Here is a 17,372-nt window from a genome sequence, read left to right as displayed (position 1 = left end):
TCCAAGGCAGACCCTGGTCTGCCAATTTTTGCAAGAACATGGATAGCGCTATCCCAATAACAACCGACGCCACCGCCGCAGGCAGCCGCCCACGGGCGCTGGTCGTCATGGGCGTTTCCGGCTGCGGCAAGTCGAGCGTGGGGCAGGCCCTGGCCGATGCCCTGGGCTGGACCCTGCACGAGGGCGATGCCCACCATGCCGAGGAAAGCATCCGCAAGATGCAGGCGGGCATCCCCCTGACCGACGACGACCGCAGCGGCTGGCTGGACCGGCTGGCACGGCTGCTGGCCCAGGCCATGCCGGGGCAGGGCGTGGTGCTGACCTGCTCGGCCCTCAAGCGCAAGTACCGCGACCGCCTGCGTGCCGCCGGCCCGGCCGGCGCCGTGGGCTTCGTTTTTCTGGACCTGGACTACGGCACGGCGCTGCAGCGCGTGCAGGAGCGCGCCGGCCACTTCTTCTCGCCCGAGCTGGTGGCCAACCAGTTCGCCACGCTGGAAAGCCCGGCAGGCGAGCGCGCCGTGCTGTCCGTGGACGCCACGCTGCCGCTGGCCGACATCGTGCACCGCGCACAGGACTGGCTCGTCCATCCGGCGCCGCAGGCCGCCCCTCTCTCCCAGAACCCATAACGCCAGGAGACAAAAACCATGCAATCCGATTCCCCCGCAGTCCGGCCCAAGCCGCGCCTGCAGCACTTTGCCGAGGTGCTGATGGTGCTGGCCCTGGCCGGCATGGTCATTGCCGTGTTCGTCAACGTGGTGCTGCGCTATGTGTTTCATACCAGCATCGTGTCCTATGAGGAAATCTCGCGCCTGCTCTTCGTCTGGCTGGTGGCCATTGGGGCCATCGTGGCCGCTTTCGAGGGCAGCCACCTGGGCTTCGACCTTGTGACATCCCGCGTGGGCCCTGGCGCGCGCAAGGTGTTGTTCTGGGTGTCGCAGGCGCTGGTCCTGGTCTGCATGGGCCTGCTGCTGTGGGGCTCATGGGCCCAGGTGCAGGCCGGGCTGAACAGCTACAGCACCGTGCTGGGCTACCCGCTGGCCCTGGGCGCTGCGGCCACCCTGGTGCTGGCCGTGGGCCTGCTGTTGGTGTCGCTGCGCGACCTGCGCCGCGGCGCGCCGGCAGAAAACCATGGCGAGACTTCGGTCGAGTAAGGAGCAGGCACCATGGTTGTGACCCTGATCTTTCTGGCCGTGCTGATCGGCGGCATGGTGATCGGCATGCCCATTGCCCAGGCGCTGGTGTTGACCGGCGTGGCGCTGATGTGGCATCTGGACTTCTTCGACTCGCAGCTGCTTGCGCAGAACCTGCAGGCCGGCTTCGACAACTTCCCGCTGCTGGCCGTGCCTTTCTTCATCCTGGCGGGTGAGCTGATGAACGCGGGCGGCCTGTCGCGCCGCATCATTGACCTGGCGCGCGCCTATGTGGGCCATATCCGTGGCGGCCTGGGCTACGTGGCCATTGGCGCCGCCGTGCTGCTGGCCTCGATGAGCGGCTCGGCCATTGCCGACACCGCCGCCCTGGCCACCATCTTGCTGCCCATGATGCGCGAGCAAAAGTACCCCGACAGCTACAGCGCGGGCCTGCTGGCCTCGGGCGGCATCATTGCGCCCATCATTCCGCCGTCCATGCCCTTCGTGATCTACGGCGTGACGACCAACACCTCGATCAGCAAGCTGTTCCTGTCGGGCGTGGTGCCGGGCCTGATCATGGGCGTCTTCCTGATCTTTGCCTGGTGGTCCATCGCCCGCAAGTTCGACCTGTCGCGCGGCGAACGCATGGCCTGGGGCCCGCGTCTGAAGGCACTGGCCAAGAGCTTCTGGGCGATGATGATGCCGGTCATCATCCTGGGTGGCCTCAAGGGCGGCGTGTTCACGCCCACCGAGGCGGCCGTGGTCGCAGCCGTCTACGCGCTGTTCGTGTCCATGGTGATCTACCGCGAGATGACATGGAGCCGTCTGTACGCCGTGTTCCTGGCCGCCGCCAAGACCACGGCCGTGGTCATGCTGCTGTGTGGCGCCGCCACGGTGACGGCCTACATGATCACCCTGGCCGACCTGCCCAACATGCTGGCCGACAGCTTCTCCGGCCTGCTGGGCAACCCCATGCTGTTCATGGCCACGATGATGCTGTTCCTGCTGGTGGTGGGCACGGCCATGGACCTGACGCCGACCATCCTGATCTTCGGCCCCGTGTGCGCGCCGCTGGCCGTCAAGGCGGGCATCGACCCCATCTACTTCGGCTTCATGTTCATCTACGTGGGCTGCATCGGCCTGATCACGCCGCCCGTGGGAACGGTGCAGAACGTGATTGCCGGCGTGGGCCGGCTGCGCATGGAGACCGTGATCAAGGGCACGAACCCGTTCCTGATGGTCTATGTGCTGCTTGCCGTGCTTTTCGTGATTTTTCCGCAAATCATCCTGGCCCCTCTGCGCTGGATGCACTGACCCCCCACTACAACCCAAGGAGATGAACATGCGTATTCCCTTTGCACTCGCCGGCCTGATGGCCGCCATCACCACGCTGGCCGCCACGGGCCAGGCCATGGCCCAGGACTTCAAGCCGCGCATCGTGCGCTTCGGCTACGGCCTGGTCGATGACTCCAACCAGGGCCGCGCGGCGCGCTTCTTTGCCAAGGAGGTCGAAAAGGCCACGGGCGGCAAGATGAAGGTGCGCGCCATCGGCAATGCCTCGCTGGGATCGGACACGCAGATGCAGCAGGCGCTGATCGGCGGTGCCCAGGAGATGATGGTCGGCTCCACCGCCACCCTGGTCGGCCTGTCGCCCGAGATGGCGGTCTGGGACACGCCGTTCCTGTTCAGCAGCACCAAGGAGGCCGACGCCGTGCTCGACGGCCCCGTGGGCGAGAAGGTCAAGGCCACGCTGGAGCCCAAGGGCATGGTGGGCCTGGTCTACTGGGAGAACGGTTTCCGCAACCTCACCAACAACAAGCGCCCCATCGCCAAGCTGGAAGACCTGGCTGACGTGAAGCTGCGCGTGATGCAGAACAACGTCTTCCTCGACAGCTTCAAGGCCCTGGGCGCCAACGCCGTGCCGCTGCCGTTCTCCGAACTGTTCACCGCGCTGGAAACCCGCGCCGTCGATGGCCAGGAAAACCCGTTCAACACCGTGCTGTCCAGCAAGTTCTACGAGGTGCAGAAGTACCTGACCATCTCCAACCACGTCTACAGCCCCTGGATCGTCACCGTCAGCAAGAAGTGGTGGGACACGCTGACACCGGCCGAGAAGAAGGTGCTGCAGGACGCCGCCGTCAAGAGCCGCGAGTTCGAGCGCAAGGACACGCGCGAGGAAGCGGCCAAGGCCCTGGCCGATATCAAGACCAAGGGCATGCAGGTCAACGAGCTGCCCGCCGCCGAGGTGGGACGCATGCGCGACAAGCTCGCCACGGTCAATGCCGGCATTGCCAAGACCGTGGGCCAGGGTACCTGGGATGAGGTACAGGCCGCCGTCAAGCAGGCGCGCGCAGTGAAGTAAGCTTCGATTCAGGGCCGGACGCACCTGGGAGGGATGCCCCGGCCGACATCCACCAAAAAGACAACGCGACACAGAGAAAACGCGCATCAGCGCATCCGCAGGACACCCCATGAGCACCATCCACCTCATCGTCGACCAGGTCACGCGCCGCATCCGCGAGCGCAGTGCCGAATCACGTGCCGCCTACCTGGAACAGGTGGACGCCATGGCCGCGCGCCCGCCCGGCGCGCAGTCCATGGGCTGTGCCAACGTGGCGCATGCCTTTGCGGGCATTCCAGGCGGCGACAGGATACGCATCGTGGAGGAGAAGGCGCCCAACGTCGCCATCGTCACCGCATACAACGACGTGCTTTCGGCCCACGCACCGCTGGCCCGCTATCCCGACATCCTCAAGGACGAGGCGCGCAGGCTGGGCGCCACGGCGCAGGTCGCCGGCGGCGTACCCGCCATGTGCGACGGCGTGACCCAGGGCGCGCCCGGCATGGAGCTGAGCCTGTTCAGCCGGGATGCCATTGCCATGGGCACGGCCATCGCGCTCTCGCACGACGTATTCGACGCTGCGCTGATGCTGGGCATCTGCGACAAGATCGTGCCGGGCCTCTTGATCGGCGCCCTGCATTTCGGGCACCTGCCCACGGTCTTCGTGCCGGCGGGACCCATGACCTCGGGCCTGTCCAACGGCGACAAGGCCAAGGTGCGCGAACAGGCCGCGCAGGGCCTGGTGGGCCGCAAGGAGCTGCTGGCCGCCGAATCGGCTGCCTACCATGGCGAAGGCACCTGCACCTTCTACGGCACAGCCAACAGCAACCAGATGCTGCTGGAGGCCATGGGCCTGCACGTGCCGGGCACGGCCTTCATCAACCCGGCCGACGGCGAGCGCGAACTGCTCACGCGCGAGGCCATGCGCAGCGTGCTGGCCATCACCAGGAACAAGCGCTTCGCCCCCATCGGCCGCGTGGTGGACGAGCGCTGCATCGTCAACGCCATGGTGGCCCTGCTGGCCACGGGCGGCTCCACCAACCACCTGATCCACTGGGTGGCGGTGGCGCGCGCTGCGGGCATCACCATCGACTGGAACGATTTTTCCGAGCTCTCGGGCGTGGTGCCGCTGCTGGCCCGCGTCTATCCCAATGGCAGCGCCGACGTGAACCAGTTCCAGGCCGCAGGCGGTCCGGGCTATGTGATCGGCCAGTTGCTCAAGGCCGGCCTCATGCATGGCGATGTGCTCACCGTGCGGCCCGATGGCCTGCAGGAGTTCGCGCGCATTCCGGCCGTGGACAACGGCCAGTTGGCCTGGCATGCGGCCGAAGTCTCCGGCGACCTGTCCGTGCTGCGCCCGGCCGATGCGCCCTTCAGCGCCACGGGTGGGCTCAAGCTGCTGTCCGGCAACCTGGGGCGCAGCGTGATCAAGGTCAGCGCCGTGCCCGAGGACCGCCATGTGGTCGAGGCGCCCGCACGCGTCTTCGACTCTCAGGAAGCGCTGCAGCAGGCCTTCAAGGCCGGCGAACTGGACCGCGATGTCATCTGCGTAGTGCGCTGGCAGGGGCCGCGCGCCAATGGCATGCCCGAGCTGCACAAGCTCACTCCGCCCCTGGCCGTGCTGCAGGGCAAGGGCTACAAGGTGGCCCTGGTCACGGACGGCCGCATGAGCGGCGCCTCGGGCAAGGTGCCTGCCGCCATCCACGTCTCGCCCGAGGCCTGCGTGGGCGGGCCGCTGGCGCGCCTGCGCGATGGCGACCTGGTGCGCCTGGACGCCGTGGCCGGCACCCTGGCCGTGCTGGTCGATGAATCCGAATGGCAGCAACGCCTGGTGGCCACCATGCCCCGGACGCTGCGCCAAGCCAATGGCCGGGGTTTCGGCCGCGAACTGTTTGCCGGATTCCGGCGCCACGCGCTCAGCGCAGAAGAGGGAGCTTGCACATGGATCAACGACTGACGGCCTTGGAGCTCATGCAGGACGCGCCGGTCATCCCGGTCATCGTTCTCAACGACCTCGCGCATGCCGTTCCCATGGCCCAGGCCCTGGTCGCGGGCGGCATCCGCGTGCTGGAAGTCACGCTGCGCACGCCCCAGGGCCTGGCCAGCATCGAGGCCATTGCACGCGCCGTGCCCGAGGCCATCGTCGGCGCCGGCACCGTGCGCAGCGCAGCCGATGCGCGCGCCTGTGCCCATGCTGGCGCGCGCTTTGCCGTGAGCCCCGGCTACACCAGCGCACTGGGCCAGGCCTGCCAGGACCTGCAGTTGCCGCTGCTGCCCGGCGTGGCCACCAGCGGCGAGATCATGGCCGCCCAGGCCGACGGCTTCAACGAGCTGAAATTCTTCCCAGCCGTGCAGGCGGGCGGCACGGCCATGCTCAAGGCCTGGCAGGGTCCGTTCGGCGATGTGCGCTTTTGCCCCACGGGCGGCGTGTCGCCGGCCAATGCCCAGGAGTTCCTGGCCCTGAAGAATGTGGTCTGCGTGGGCGGCTCCTGGCTGGTGCCCACGGATGCTCTGGAGCAGGGCGACTGGAGCCGCATCACGGCGCTGGCCCGCCAGGCCAAGGCTCTGCGCAAAGCCTGACGAAAGGGCCGGTGGGACGCAGCGGGGCGCTGCGGCACAATCGTCGCCCTCCAGCCAGACGAGAAGCCAGACGAGAGGGCCGCCGCCATGATGAAGATCGACTCCACTACCGTGCAGCTCGTGCTGGCCATTGCCGAGGAGGGCAGCATCTCGCGCGCTGCCGACCGGCTGCAGCTGGCGGTGGCGGCGGCCTCGCGGCGGCTCAGTGATCTGGAGGCCCAGCTCGGCACGCGCCTGTTCAAGCGACAGCCCCATGGCGTGCAGGCCACCGAGCCCGGCCTCAAGCTGCTGGCCCATATCCGTCAGATCGGCAACCTGGTCGATCGCCTGGAGGGCGATGCCCAGGCCCTGGGCCGCGGCCGTGACGGCCGCATCATCATCGGCGCGCCCAAGTCGGCCATCCTGCAGTTCCTGGCCGCCGACATCGCGGCCACCCAGCGCCGCTATCCCCACATCACGCTGCAGGTGATGGAAGAAAACAGCCGCATCGTCCAGCAACTGCTGCGCGACAAGGTCATCGACATCGGCATCTTCGAGAAAACCAGCGGATTCGTGGACCTGCCGCGCGCCGACTACCGGCGCGACAGCCTGGTGCTGGTCTACAGCCGCAGGCATTTCAGCTTCGGCGACCAGCCCGTGGAGCTGGACCGGCTGCTGGAGTGCCGCATCGTCAGCCTGGGCCGGGGCTCGGCCATCCTGAATGCCCTGCGCCGTGCCCATCACAGCCGGGGCAGGGTGTTCCGCAATGATTTCACGGTCAGCGGCTTCGACACCATGCTGGCCCTGGTGCGCGAAGGCCTGGGCGTGGGCCTGATGCCGCCAGGCGTGCTGCGCAGCTTCCACCCCGGGCCGGAGCTGGGCTGGGCCGCGCTGGAAGGCGACTGGCACGAGCGCAGCTATGTGCTGTCCTTCATCGAAGGGCAGGCCCAGCAACAGGCATTGCACAACGTGGTGGCGGCGCTGCTGCATCCCGCCTCCGAGGCGAACTGAGAGCGTCACGGTTTCGCATATGGCGAAACCAGGCATGCGTTCCACAGGCTTGCGGCGAATCCGGCGCGCGGCGACAGTGGCTGCACTACAACGATGTGCAGGAGACAGACATGAGACGCCGCGACTTCATCGCGGCCGGCGCCGCCGCGCTGGCCGCTCCCTGGGCAGGGGCCTCGCCCCCGGGCTCCGACCTGCCCAAGGGCCCCGTCAAGATCCTGGTGGGCTGGGCGCCCGGTGGCGGCACCGATGTGTTCGCGCGCATCGTGGGCCAGAAATTGTCCGAGGTCTGGGGCAGGCCCGTGGTCGTGGAGAACAAGCCCGGCGCCACCGGCTCGCTGGCGGCCGAGTACTTCGCCAGGACGCGCTTCACCGAAGGCATCAACCTGCTGATGGCCCATGTGAACACCCATGCCATCTCGCCGCAGATCTTCAGGTCCATCACCTATGACCCGCTCAAGGACTACGCGCCCATCGCCCTCATCGGCGCCACGCCCCACATCCTGGTGACCAGCAGCAGGAACAGCCATGGCTCGGTGCAGGAGGTGGTGGAGCTGTGCCGCAAAAGCCCCGGCAAGATCAGCTTCGGCTCGTCGGGCACGGGCTCGGTACAGCACCTGGCGGCCGAAATGTTCAACATGGCGGCCGGCGTCAAGAGCATCCACGTGCCCTACAAGGGCTCCGGCCCCATGCAGACCGACCTCATCGGCGGCCAGATCGACTTCAGCTTCGACACCATGACGGCCGCCACCGCCCAGGTGCGCGCCGGAAAAATGCTGGGCATCGCCCAGACCCGCGTAAACCGTGCCAAGGGATTCCCGGCCATGCCCACCATGGACGAGCAAGGCTTCAAGGGCTTTGACGCATCGAGCTGGTACGGCGTCGTCGGCCCGCGCGACATGTCCAGGGAACTGGCCCAGCGCATCAATGCCGACATCAACCGCGTGCTGGCCATGCCCGACGTGGTCAGCCGCTTCGACGGATACGGCGTGGAGGACGGCGGCGGCTCCGTGGACAAGTTCGCGGCCTTCATGGCTGCCGAATACAAGAAGTGGGGCGACGTCGTTCGCGCCGCAAAAGTGACCGAAGAAAGCTGAGGACCCGGCATGAGCAATCCCCAATCCAACCCGCAACAACTGCCCCTGCAAGGCATACGCGTGCTTGACGTCAGCCAGGTCATGGCCGGGCCCTTTGCCTGCATGCTGCTGGCCGACCTGGGCGCCGATGTCATCAAGGTCGAGCCTCCGGGCACCGGCGACCAGACGCGCGGCGCCATGGGCTTCAAGATGAAGGGCCCGGACAGCATGGGCTTTCTGAACATGAACCGCAACAAGCGGTCGCTGACGCTGGACCTCAAGAGCGAGGAGGGGCGTGAGGCCTTCTACCAATTGGCCACGACAGCCGATGTCATCGTCGAGAACTACCGGCCCGGCGTGGTCCAGCGCCTGAAGATCGACTATGAAAGCATTCGCCGCATCAATCCGCGCATCGTCTACGCCAGCATCTCGGGCTTCGGCCAGAGCGGGCCCTGGGCCCAGCGGCCGGGGTTCGACCTCATGGCCCAGGCCATGTCGGGCGTGATGAGCGTCACCGGCTACAAGGGAGAGAAACCCGTCAAGGCCGGCGTGCCCGTGGCCGACATCGGTTGCGCACTGTTCGCCACCTACGGACTGCTGGCCGCCTACATCGGCGCGCAGAAGACAGGGCAGGGCCAGCACATAGACGCCTCGCTGTTCGACTCGGCCATGGCTTTCTCGATCTGGGACATGTCCGAATACTGGGGCACCGGCGTGCCGCCCGCGCCGCTGGGCACCAGCAACAAGATGAGCGCCCCCTACCAGGCCGTGAAGGCGCGCGACGGCTACTTCGTCATGGGCGCCACCAACCAGAAACTCTGGGCCAGGCTGTGCGCGCTGATCGAGCGCCCCGATCTGCTCGAGCACCCCGACTACGCCACCGTGGCGCTGCGCCTGAAGCACCGCGAGGCACTGATAGGCGAGCTGGAAGCGGAATTGGCCCACCACGACAGCGCCGACTGGGTGGACCGCATGCTGGAGGCCGGAATTCCCGCCGGCCCGCTGCTCACCTATCCGCAAGCCTTCGAGGGCGAGCATGGCCGGCACCGCGGCATGTGCATGGAGATCGACCACCCCATCGAGGGCAAGGTCAAGAACATCGGCTTTCCCGTCAAGATGCTCGGCACGCCCCAGCAGGTGCGCCGCCATCCGCCGCTGCTGGGCGAGCACAACGCGGAAATCATGGCCGAACTCCAGGCACTGAAGGCCGCCGCATGAGCACCGCCCTGCATGAATCCGTGGCGCTGACCGTTCACGCCGGGGGCGCGGCCGAGATCCTCATCGACCGCCCCGAACGCCACAACGCCATGAGCATGCCCATGTACGAGGCATTGCTCACGGCCCTGGAGCGCTGCCAGGCCGACTCGGCCATCCGCTGCGTGATGCTGCGCGGTGCGGGCGGCAAATCCTTCATCTCGGGCACAGACATCGCCTACTTCAAGGACTTCCATGACGGCCAGCAAGGCATTGCCTATGAAGCCTTCGTGGAGCGCGTGATCGACGCCGTGGAGCGCATCGCCGTGCCCACTATCGCCGTCATCGACGGCTGGGCCGTGGGCGGCGGCCTGGCCCTGGCCACGGCATGCGACTTTCGCATCTGCAGCACCGGCTCGCGCTTCGGTGCGCCGATTGCCAAGACGCTGTCCAACACGCTGTCGTCACGCAACATCGCCCGCCTGGTGGCCAGCCTGGGCGTGCCACGCGTCAAGCGCATGCTGCTGCTGGCGGACTACCTGTCAGCCGAGCAGGCCGAGGCCTGCGGGTTCGTGCATACGGTGGTGCCGGCAGATCAATTGCAAGCCCAGGCACAGGCGCTGGCCGAGCAGCTCATGGCCTTGTCGGCAACCACCCAGTCAGCAGTCAAGGAAAGCCTGCGGCGCATCGTCGTGGAGCAGCGGCTGGATGATGAGGATCTGGTTTCTGCGGTGTATGGGAGTGGGGAGTTTCGGGCGGGGGTGGCGGGATTCAACAGGCAATGATTTGAGCCAGCCTTGCCAGAATCTGGCGCAATCCTACAAATTGCTTGGCTAAACTCCACAGCCTGGAAAGAGGCGGTGGCTGCATTCTTGGCCTGAAAGAAAAGGCCGGTTGCTGCGCGTAGCCGCCCCTCAGATAAACGCAGCCCGAGAAATCCCATGCAAATCAATAAATGCATTTCCGTCCTGCTGGCCAGCAGCTTCATCCTGCCGGTTTTGCCTGCGCATGCAGGCGAAGAGACGGTGCAGCTCATGTCCAACGGTCGTTATCAGACCTACAGCCTGCCCGACGACGCGCAGCAGGTCCAACTGGTCGAGACCTTGGCGGGCAACTGCAGCTACAACCAGAACTGGGGCTATGACCTGGGCCGCCGGGAGATGTGGGTCAAGGGTGGCTGCGGCGGGCGTTTCCGCATCCTGACCGGCCTGCCCCAGGGCGCGCAGGGCCAGGAAGGCGGAAGCGACAACACGGGCGCATGGATCGCCGGTGCCGCCGTGGCAGCCATTGCCGGCGCCGCCATTTTGGCGAACAAGCGCGACAAGGACCGCGAACGTGAACGCGACGAGCAATGGAACGATGACCACTATCCGGGCTACCCGGGCCAGCAGCCCGGCTACCCGTCGTGGGGAGGACGGGAGGTGCGGGGCCAGAACGGCCTGTGCCTGGATGTGTCGGGTGGCCTGCGCCCGGGCAACGGCCTTATCGTGTACCACTGCAGCGGCGGTGAAAACCAGCGCTTCACGCTGACGCGTGATGGCGAGATGCGCGTGGGCGACCTGTGCCTGGACGTCGCCGACGGAAGCACGCGCAATGGCGCGCGCGTGATCGCCTGGCAATGCCGCAACCAGCCCAACCAGAAATGGGACTGGAGCCGTGGACAGATCCGCAGCCGCTTTGCCAACAAGTGCCTGGACATCGAAGGCGGCAATGCCCGGCCGGGCCAGCCCGTCATCGTGTGGTCCTGCGCCGGCGGCCCCAACCAGCGCTGGAACTGAGGACGCTTGTTGCACAAGCTCTCTGCCGCGCCCGGGCCAGTGCCCGGCCGCAACGCCGTCGCGGGCATTCGGCGGCTGGGGGCCTTGCAGTGGCTGGGCCTGATCACTGGCGCCGTGCTGCTGGGCGATGCCGTGGTGCTGATGGCGCGCGGCATGTTCAATCTGGGCGTGACGCTGCCAGCGGTGCTAGGCCTGCTGTTCATGGCGTGCAGCTTCTGGCGCGCGGCCATTGCGCGCAGGCTGCGTGCCAGTGCCTGGCTGCGGCGCGCCTGGTGGCTGGGCTGGGCGGCGTTGGCGATGTGGCTGGCCAGCCTGCTGCTGTTCTGGGCACATCTGCTGTCTGCTTCTTCCCGGCTGGCCCCTGACCAGCCGGTGCAGGCCATCGTGGTGCTGGGCAGCGCCACGCGTGAGGGACAACCGTCGCTGACGCTGGCCCAGCGGCTGGACCGCGCCGCCGAACTGGCTGCAAGCCAGCCCAAGGCGCTGGTGGTCACCAGCGGCGGCGTGGACTTTGGGGAAAGCGAGAGCGAGGGCGCCGTCATGGCGCGCTATCTGCAGCAACGCCACGGCATTGCGCCAGAACGCCTGCTGATGGAGCAGCGCAGTACCAGCACGGCGCTGAACCTGGCGTGGAGCCTGCCCCTGCTGCAGGAGCGCGGCGTGGCCCCGGACGCGGCGATTGCCATCGTCACCAGCGATTTCCATACGCTGCGCGCGGGCTGGATCGCCGAGCGCAGCGGCTACGGCCAGGCCTTCACCGTGGGCGCGCCCACGCCGGCGACGATCCGCGCCAACGCCTGGCTGCGCGAGTACTTTGCGGTGATCAGCGGCTGGGTGCTGGGGGAGTTCTGAGCCCCATGGCGGCATTGCCCGCTGCGCCTTGCGTGCCCCGGTTTGCCTCCACAATGTGATTCTTCATACATCAACAGGAGCGAGACAGTGGCAAGCGAACAGCGTCCTTTCCGGGTTCTGGGCATACAGCAGGTGGCCATCGGCGGCACCGACAAGCAGCGCATGAAGCGCCTGTGGGTGGACATGCTGGGGCTGACCCAGACCGGCACCTTCCAGAGCGAGCGCGAGAACGTGGACGAAGACATCCTGGCCATGGGCCAAGGCGCGCACAAGGTGGAGGTGGACATCATGCAGCCGCTGGACATCGACAAGAAGCCTGCCGTCCACACCACGCCGCTGAACCATATCGGCCTGTGGATCGACGACCTGCCGCTGGCCGTGCAGTGGCTGACGGAGCAGGGCGTGCGCTTTGCGCCCGGCGGCATTCGCAAGGGCGCGGCCGGCTACGACATCTGTTTTCTGCACCCCAAGAGCAATGACGAGTTCCCGATTGCCGGCGAGGGCGTGCTGATCGAGCTGGTGCAGGCGCCGGCCGAGGTGATCGCCGCGCTGGGCTGAGGCGCCTCAGGCAAAAGGCTGTACGCGCCGCTGGACATGTTCCAGCAGCCACAGCTTTTTTCTGGCGCGCGTCATGGCCACGTACAGGCGGTTGCGCTCCAGAAAGGCCAGCACGTGCGGGGCCGTCGCCGGAAATCGGCCAGGCTCCATGAAGGGCAGGGCGACGTGGTCGTACTCCTTGCCCTTGGCTTCCTCGATGGTGCTCAGATGGAAGTCGAATCCGCGCTCGGCCCGCACGGCACGCTCGAAGCGCGTGGCCATGGCCGCCACCTGGGCCAGCATGTCGGGCACGGTCATGCCCGCCACCGAATCCATGAAAGCCTCCACGCGCTGACGCAAGGCCGCCGACTGGGCCTGAGACAGGGCCACGCCGGCAAACAGCCCCCAGACATCGGCCTGCTCCAGCAGGCCCCGCGCATCGGACTGCAGGGCCAGCGGCAGCTGCAGAAAGCTGCCGAAGGCCTGGAAGTTGCGTTGTCCGCCCTGCAGGCTCGATTGGTCGCTCAGGAAGCGCCAGATGATCTGCGGGTTGTGCAGCATCTCGCCTGCCATGCGCTGGGCCAGCGTATGGCGGCTTGACGGATCGGCCATGTCGGCACCATCCACGCTGCCCTTGCCGTAGAACAGCGCACCTTCCACGAAGGCCGCCAGGATCTCGCTGCCCAGCACGCTGGTCTCGGCCTTCCAGGACAGCGCCTGCATGCCATGTGCATAGCAAAGGCCCAGCAGCAGGGCAATCTCGCGCTGCAGGTAAAAACGCTTGAAGCCGTAGAAGCTGGCGGACTTGCCGGCGCGGTGGATGGCCCATTCCAGCGCGCAGGCGTCCTGCTCGTGGCGCAGGATCACGGTCAGCGAGGGATTGCGCGCGCTGCCAGAAGGCGGCTCGCCCGGCGCAGCGGGTTCGGTGGCACGTGCCAGGCTGGCCTGGATCTGCAGCAGCTGGTCAATGCACTCGCTGTCGTCGGAGTGCTGCAGCTGGTGCACGGTGCTGAAGCGCGTGGGCGCCGCTGTCAGGCCCACATTGAAAAGCGCATTGACGGCCTTGGCCACTTGCGGGCCGAAGCGGCGCGACTGGGTCAGCGCCAGCGTGGCCGTGGCCTGGGGCAGGAAATCATCGAGCTGGTGGAGCTTGTCGCGGAACACGGACCAGGCCTGTGCCTCGATGTGCTGGTTGAAGTCGCCTGCGCCCAGGAATGCGCAGCCGCTGGTTCCGACCAGGGCTCGCAGCACCTGCAGCGAGGCCGGGTCCAGGTCATGCATCTCGTCGAACACCACCAGGTCGTAGCGCGGCAGGTCCAGCGCCTGGCCCTGCAGGGCGTCGCTGGCCAGTGCATGGCTGCAGTCGCCTTCGGCGTAGTACAGCGGGTCGCCGCAGTGATCGATGCGGCGGCGCTCGTACTCGAAGAACAGGCAGGCCAGGCGATAGTCGAGCAAATACTCCTCGCAGAAACTCGCCAGTCCCATGCCTTCCTCGGCCAGGCGCTGGGGCAGCAACGACTTCTTGGCGCTGAGGTTGAAGTCCCAGAAGGCGTCCAGATCCAGATCGCCGGGCTGCTCGAACAAAGGGTCGGGCTGCCAGGCCAGTCGCTCGCGCAGCGCATCATGGGCCTCGCGCACACGGGCCTGCAGTGCCACGCGGTCGGCCAGAAAGCGGGCCGCAGGGTCGCGGCGGCGGATCTGCTGGGCCGCCCAGCGCTCCACCGTGGTGATCTGTACCTGGGGCGGCACTTCGCGCACCAGTTGCTTGAGCCGGTGGTGAAAGGCCGCCACGCCGGAGCGCGAATAGGCCAGCACCAGGATGCGCTGGGCCTGGCCGCTGCGGCAGGCCTGGACCACCTTGCAGGCCAGCGTCGTGGTCTTGCCCACTCCCGCCAGCGCAGCCACGATGGCCGAACGCCCCTCATGCGCCAGGATGGCCTGCTGTTCGCGCGAGAGCAGCAGCGGTTTGCCGTGATCGGTAGGAAATTCCAGGGAGCGCAGGGACATGTGAGGGAAATCTGAGCAAAAGCGGCGAAAGCAGAGGGAAGCGGGTTCAGCCGCAGGCCGGCAGGGCTGAAAGCCGCCGTGGCGACGACGGCGGGCATCCATTGTGGTCGTTTTGGAGAGGCATCTGGCAGGTATTGGGAATCCGTTGCCGCGCCTGTCCACGCATCTTTTGAAGCGCTCATCGGACAATTGAGCGATGTTGACCGCCAATGGCCGCGTGCTTGCGGCAAGAAGAAGTCACCGAGAAGAACTTCTGCCAAAACATCCCCAACATCGCTCAAAAATAAGCGAAGTTCGCTTTTTTTGCAGGCCATGAAAACGGGGCAACTATTTTTGCCAAGGAGCCGGCTTTTTCATTCCCAAGGCTTTTTTTGCTCATCAGAATGAAAAAAGCAGACCCACAGAGGAGTTTTTGATGACCGCCTGCAGCACCACCCCGACGACTTCCGCCACCTCCGCACAGCCTGCGGCCGGCAGCCCCCTGCAATGGCATGCACGCCCCTCCAAAAGCGACACGCTGCCGTTTGAAGGCGCCTGGAGCGTGCAGGCCATCCAGGAACTGCTGGACAAGCCCTTCATGGACCTGATGTTCCAGGCCCAGAGCGTGCACCGCGAGCACTGGCCTGCGGGCGATATCGAACTGGCCACGCTGCTGTCGGTCAAGACCGGAGGCTGCCCCGAGAACTGCGGCTACTGCCCGCAGGCGGCCGAGTTCGACACCGGCGTCAAGGCAGAAAAGCTCATGAGCGTGGACGAAGTCACGCGCGCCGCCCAGGCGGCCAAGGATGCCGGCGCCACGCGCTTTTGCATGGGCGCGGCCTGGCGCGCGCCCAAGGACCGCGACATCGAGAAGATGAACGAGCTGATCGGCGCCGTGAAGGGCCTGGGCATGCAGACCTGCGCCACGCTGGGCATGCTCCAGCCCCACCAGGCGCAGTCGCTGCGCGAAGCGGGCCTGGACTACTACAACCACAACCTGGACACCGCGCCCGAGTACTACCAGGACGTCGTCAGCACGCGCCAGTACCAGGACCGCCTGGACACGCTCAAGGCCGTGCGCGGCGCAGGCATCAGCGTGTGCTGCGGCGGCATCATCGGCATGGGCGAGGCGCCCGTGCACCGCGCGGGCCTGATCGCCCAGCTGGCCAATCTCAACCCCCATCCCGAATCCGTGCCCATCAACAGCCTGGTGCGCGTGCCCGGCACGCCGCTGGCGGACAGCGAGCCTGTCGATCCGCTGGACTTCGTGCGCGTGATCGCGGTGGCGCGCATCACCATGCCCACGGCGCGCGTACGCCTGTCGGCAGGCCGGCAGCAACTGGGCGACGCCGTGCAGGCCCTGTGCTTCATGGCCGGCGCCAATTCCATCTTCTACGGGGACAAGCTGCTGGTGACCGGCAACCCCGATGTGGAGGCCGACACCACGCTGCTGCGCAAGCTGGGCCTGAGCGGCACGCGGACCTCGGTACAGGAGTGAGCCTTGGGGCTTTTTGGGGCTTTTGAGCTCTTTTGAGCCGGCAGCTCAGCGCTGCGGCCGGCCGCTGCCTTGCGCGGCGGCGGCCGCATCGTCGTCGCCGGCATCGAGCAGCCTAGCCGCACGGTTGCTCAACGCGGAATCCGCACGGAAATAGCCCAGCACCGTATTGACGCTGCTGTGCCCCGTCAGCGCCATGGTGTCGGGCAGGGGCACGTTCTGGCGCCCGGCCTCGGTCACAAAGCCCGAGCGCAGGGAATGCGCCGAGAAATCTCCCTCTACGCCCGCCAGCGCACAGCGCTGCTTCACGATGTCGCGCACGGCGGCCGGTGACAGGGGCTCGCCCACATGGCCGCCCTTGCGGATGCGCCGGAAGATCGGCCCTTCCTGTATGGCGGCGGCACGCAGCCAATCGGCCAGCGCCTGGGCCGCGCGCCCGGTCACGGGCTTGTGGTTCTCGGGCGCGTCCCGTCCGGACTGGTTGGTCTTGGAGTGGGCCAGCGTGTAGATGAATTCCTGCGGCCCCACGGCCCGCAGGTGGCGCATGTCGGCCCCGGCCACCTCCGAGCGGCGGCGCCCGCCGCTGGACCAGGCGAACAGCAGCAGGGCACGGTCGCGGCGGCCGCGCAGGCTGTCATCGCAGGTCTGCAGCAATTGCTCCAGCAAGTCGCGCGTCAGCGCATCCTTCTTGGCGGGGCCTTCACCGCGCCGCGCATAGGCCTTTCGCGTGCGCGACATCAGCTCGCGCACCGCACCGTCCTGGCAGGGGTTGGCCAGTCCATGCACCTGATGGGCCTTGGACAGCACCGCCATGCGGTGCACCAGCGTGTTGTGCGACAGGGGGCCTTCGCGGGCCTTGTATCCGGCCTCGACCAGGGCGCGGTCGATGTGCATCGGCATTTCACTGGCCAGGCCCGCGCCGGTCTGCCGCTGGGCATGGTCAATGATGAATTGCAGCACGCAGGCCACATCCAGCGGCAGCTGCATCTGCCGGTCAAACCGCAGCGCATGCCAGGCGGACCAGTAGCGCATGGCGCTTTGGTAGCTGTTTCTGGTGTTGGCGGATTCGCCCTCGTGCATCAGCTCGCGCACGGCCTGCCGGGCGGCAGGCTCCAGGCCGGCGGACGGCAGGGCGTTGCCTTCCTGGATGTCGTCCAGGGGCTGAGGTCGGGAGGTCAGCGAAAAAGGGCCGGTGCGCATCCATGGATTGTCGCCCGACGCCGCCCGGGCAATACCTTGCGGGCCTGCAGCGATCGGCACGACGCAAAGTTCACTTTCCAGCGACCAGGAGCAGCCTTTTTGCGCCACAAATCCGTGTAATGTGCGCATCCATACTGTATGAAAATTTCATATGTAATATTTAATACATCTAACATATGATGTATTACATGAATTTAAAATAACTCACGATAACAA

General features: G+C 66.8%; 16 protein-coding genes. 14 read left to right on the top strand and 2 right to left on the bottom strand.

The window, feature by feature from the left end; genetic code table 11:
- The first annotated feature begins 38 nt into the window (after positions 1–38).
- From ACF8NF_RS20040 to ACF8NF_RS19980, 13 genes are all read left to right on the top strand, one after another.
- Positions 39–626 (top strand): gluconokinase, encoded by a 588-nt coding sequence (locus tag ACF8NF_RS20040; RefSeq protein WP_392451124.1) that lies wholly within the window; start codon positions 39–41, stop codon positions 624–626.
- Positions 627–644: 18 nt separating this feature from the next.
- The gene (locus ACF8NF_RS20035) at positions 645–1,151 is read left to right on the top strand and encodes a TRAP transporter small permease (protein ID WP_016446057.1); all 507 of its coding nucleotides are present in this window, start codon (positions 645–647) and stop codon (positions 1,149–1,151) included.
- Between the two features lie 12 nt (positions 1,152–1,163).
- Positions 1,164–2,444 (top strand): TRAP transporter large permease, encoded by a 1,281-nt coding sequence (locus ACF8NF_RS20030; protein WP_016446058.1) that lies wholly within the window; start codon positions 1,164–1,166, stop codon positions 2,442–2,444.
- A 28-nt stretch (positions 2,445–2,472) separates the two neighbouring features.
- Positions 2,473–3,492: a TRAP transporter substrate-binding protein gene (locus tag ACF8NF_RS20025; RefSeq protein ID WP_016453430.1), complete on the top strand. Its 1,020-nt coding sequence runs from the start codon at positions 2,473–2,475 to the stop codon at positions 3,490–3,492.
- A 109-nt stretch (positions 3,493–3,601) separates the two neighbouring features.
- On the top strand, positions 3,602–5,428 hold the full coding sequence (gene edd / locus ACF8NF_RS20020; RefSeq protein ID WP_016446060.1) for a phosphogluconate dehydratase: 1,827 nt from the start codon (positions 3,602–3,604) through the stop codon (positions 5,426–5,428).
- Positions 5,413–6,051 carry a bifunctional 4-hydroxy-2-oxoglutarate aldolase/2-dehydro-3-deoxy-phosphogluconate aldolase gene (locus ACF8NF_RS20015; protein ID WP_016446061.1) on the top strand — a complete coding sequence of 213 codons (639 nt, stop codon included), beginning with the start codon at positions 5,413–5,415 and terminating at the stop codon, positions 6,049–6,051. The genes edd and ACF8NF_RS20015 overlap by 16 nt, the downstream gene beginning before the upstream one ends.
- 87 nt (positions 6,052–6,138) lie before the next feature.
- Positions 6,139–7,041, top strand: coding sequence for a LysR family transcriptional regulator (locus ACF8NF_RS20010; protein WP_209801704.1), 903 nt, complete (start codon positions 6,139–6,141; stop codon positions 7,039–7,041).
- 110 nt (positions 7,042–7,151) lie between these two features.
- A complete protein-coding gene (locus ACF8NF_RS20005; protein WP_016453427.1) occupies positions 7,152–8,135 on the top strand; it encodes a tripartite tricarboxylate transporter substrate binding protein in 984 nt (327 codons plus the stop codon).
- 9 nt (positions 8,136–8,144) lie between these two features.
- The gene (locus tag ACF8NF_RS20000) at positions 8,145–9,332 is read left to right on the top strand and encodes a CaiB/BaiF CoA transferase family protein (protein WP_392451123.1); all 1,188 of its coding nucleotides are present in this window, start codon (positions 8,145–8,147) and stop codon (positions 9,330–9,332) included.
- Positions 9,329–10,093, top strand: a complete 765-nt coding sequence (locus ACF8NF_RS19995; RefSeq protein ID WP_034366961.1) for an enoyl-CoA hydratase — start codon at positions 9,329–9,331, stop codon at positions 10,091–10,093. Before ACF8NF_RS20000 ends, ACF8NF_RS19995 begins: the two co-directional genes overlap by 4 nt.
- 156 nt (positions 10,094–10,249) lie before the next feature.
- Complete coding sequence (locus ACF8NF_RS19990; RefSeq protein ID WP_047474826.1) at positions 10,250–11,086, top strand: lectin; 837 nt, start codon at positions 10,250–10,252, stop codon at positions 11,084–11,086.
- 9 nt (positions 11,087–11,095) lie between these two features.
- The gene (locus tag ACF8NF_RS19985) at positions 11,096–11,938 is read left to right on the top strand and encodes a YdcF family protein (protein ID WP_392451122.1); all 843 of its coding nucleotides are present in this window, start codon (positions 11,096–11,098) and stop codon (positions 11,936–11,938) included.
- 87 nt (positions 11,939–12,025) lie between these two features.
- Positions 12,026–12,496, top strand: a complete 471-nt coding sequence (locus ACF8NF_RS19980) for a VOC family protein (RefSeq protein WP_013802423.1) — start codon at positions 12,026–12,028, stop codon at positions 12,494–12,496.
- A 6-nt stretch (positions 12,497–12,502) separates the two neighbouring features.
- Here the strand turns inward: ACF8NF_RS19980 and ACF8NF_RS19975 are convergent, their stop codons facing one another.
- The gene (locus ACF8NF_RS19975) at positions 12,503–14,482 is read right to left on the bottom strand and encodes a UvrD-helicase domain-containing protein (protein WP_392451121.1); all 1,980 of its coding nucleotides are present in this window, start codon (positions 14,480–14,482) and stop codon (positions 12,503–12,505) included.
- Positions 14,483–14,897: 415 nt separating this feature from the next.
- Here ACF8NF_RS19975 and bioB point away from each other — a divergent pair, with 415 nt between their 5' ends.
- A complete protein-coding gene (gene bioB, locus ACF8NF_RS19970) occupies positions 14,898–15,959 on the top strand; it encodes a biotin synthase BioB (protein ID WP_012205605.1) in 1,062 nt (353 codons plus the stop codon).
- Positions 15,960–16,004: 45 nt separating this feature from the next.
- Here bioB and ACF8NF_RS19965 read toward each other — a convergent pair whose 3' ends face one another.
- Positions 16,005–17,156 (bottom strand): site-specific integrase, encoded by a 1,152-nt coding sequence (locus tag ACF8NF_RS19965; RefSeq protein WP_392451119.1) that lies wholly within the window; start codon positions 17,154–17,156, stop codon positions 16,005–16,007.
- Positions 17,157–17,372: the final 216 nt, after the last annotated feature.

The organism is Delftia sp. WSY_22 (assembly GCF_043104185.1).
GTDB lineage: Bacteria > Pseudomonadota > Gammaproteobacteria > Burkholderiales > Burkholderiaceae_C > Comamonas > Comamonas tsuruhatensis.
This window is presented reverse-complemented; position numbering and strand designations above follow the sequence as displayed.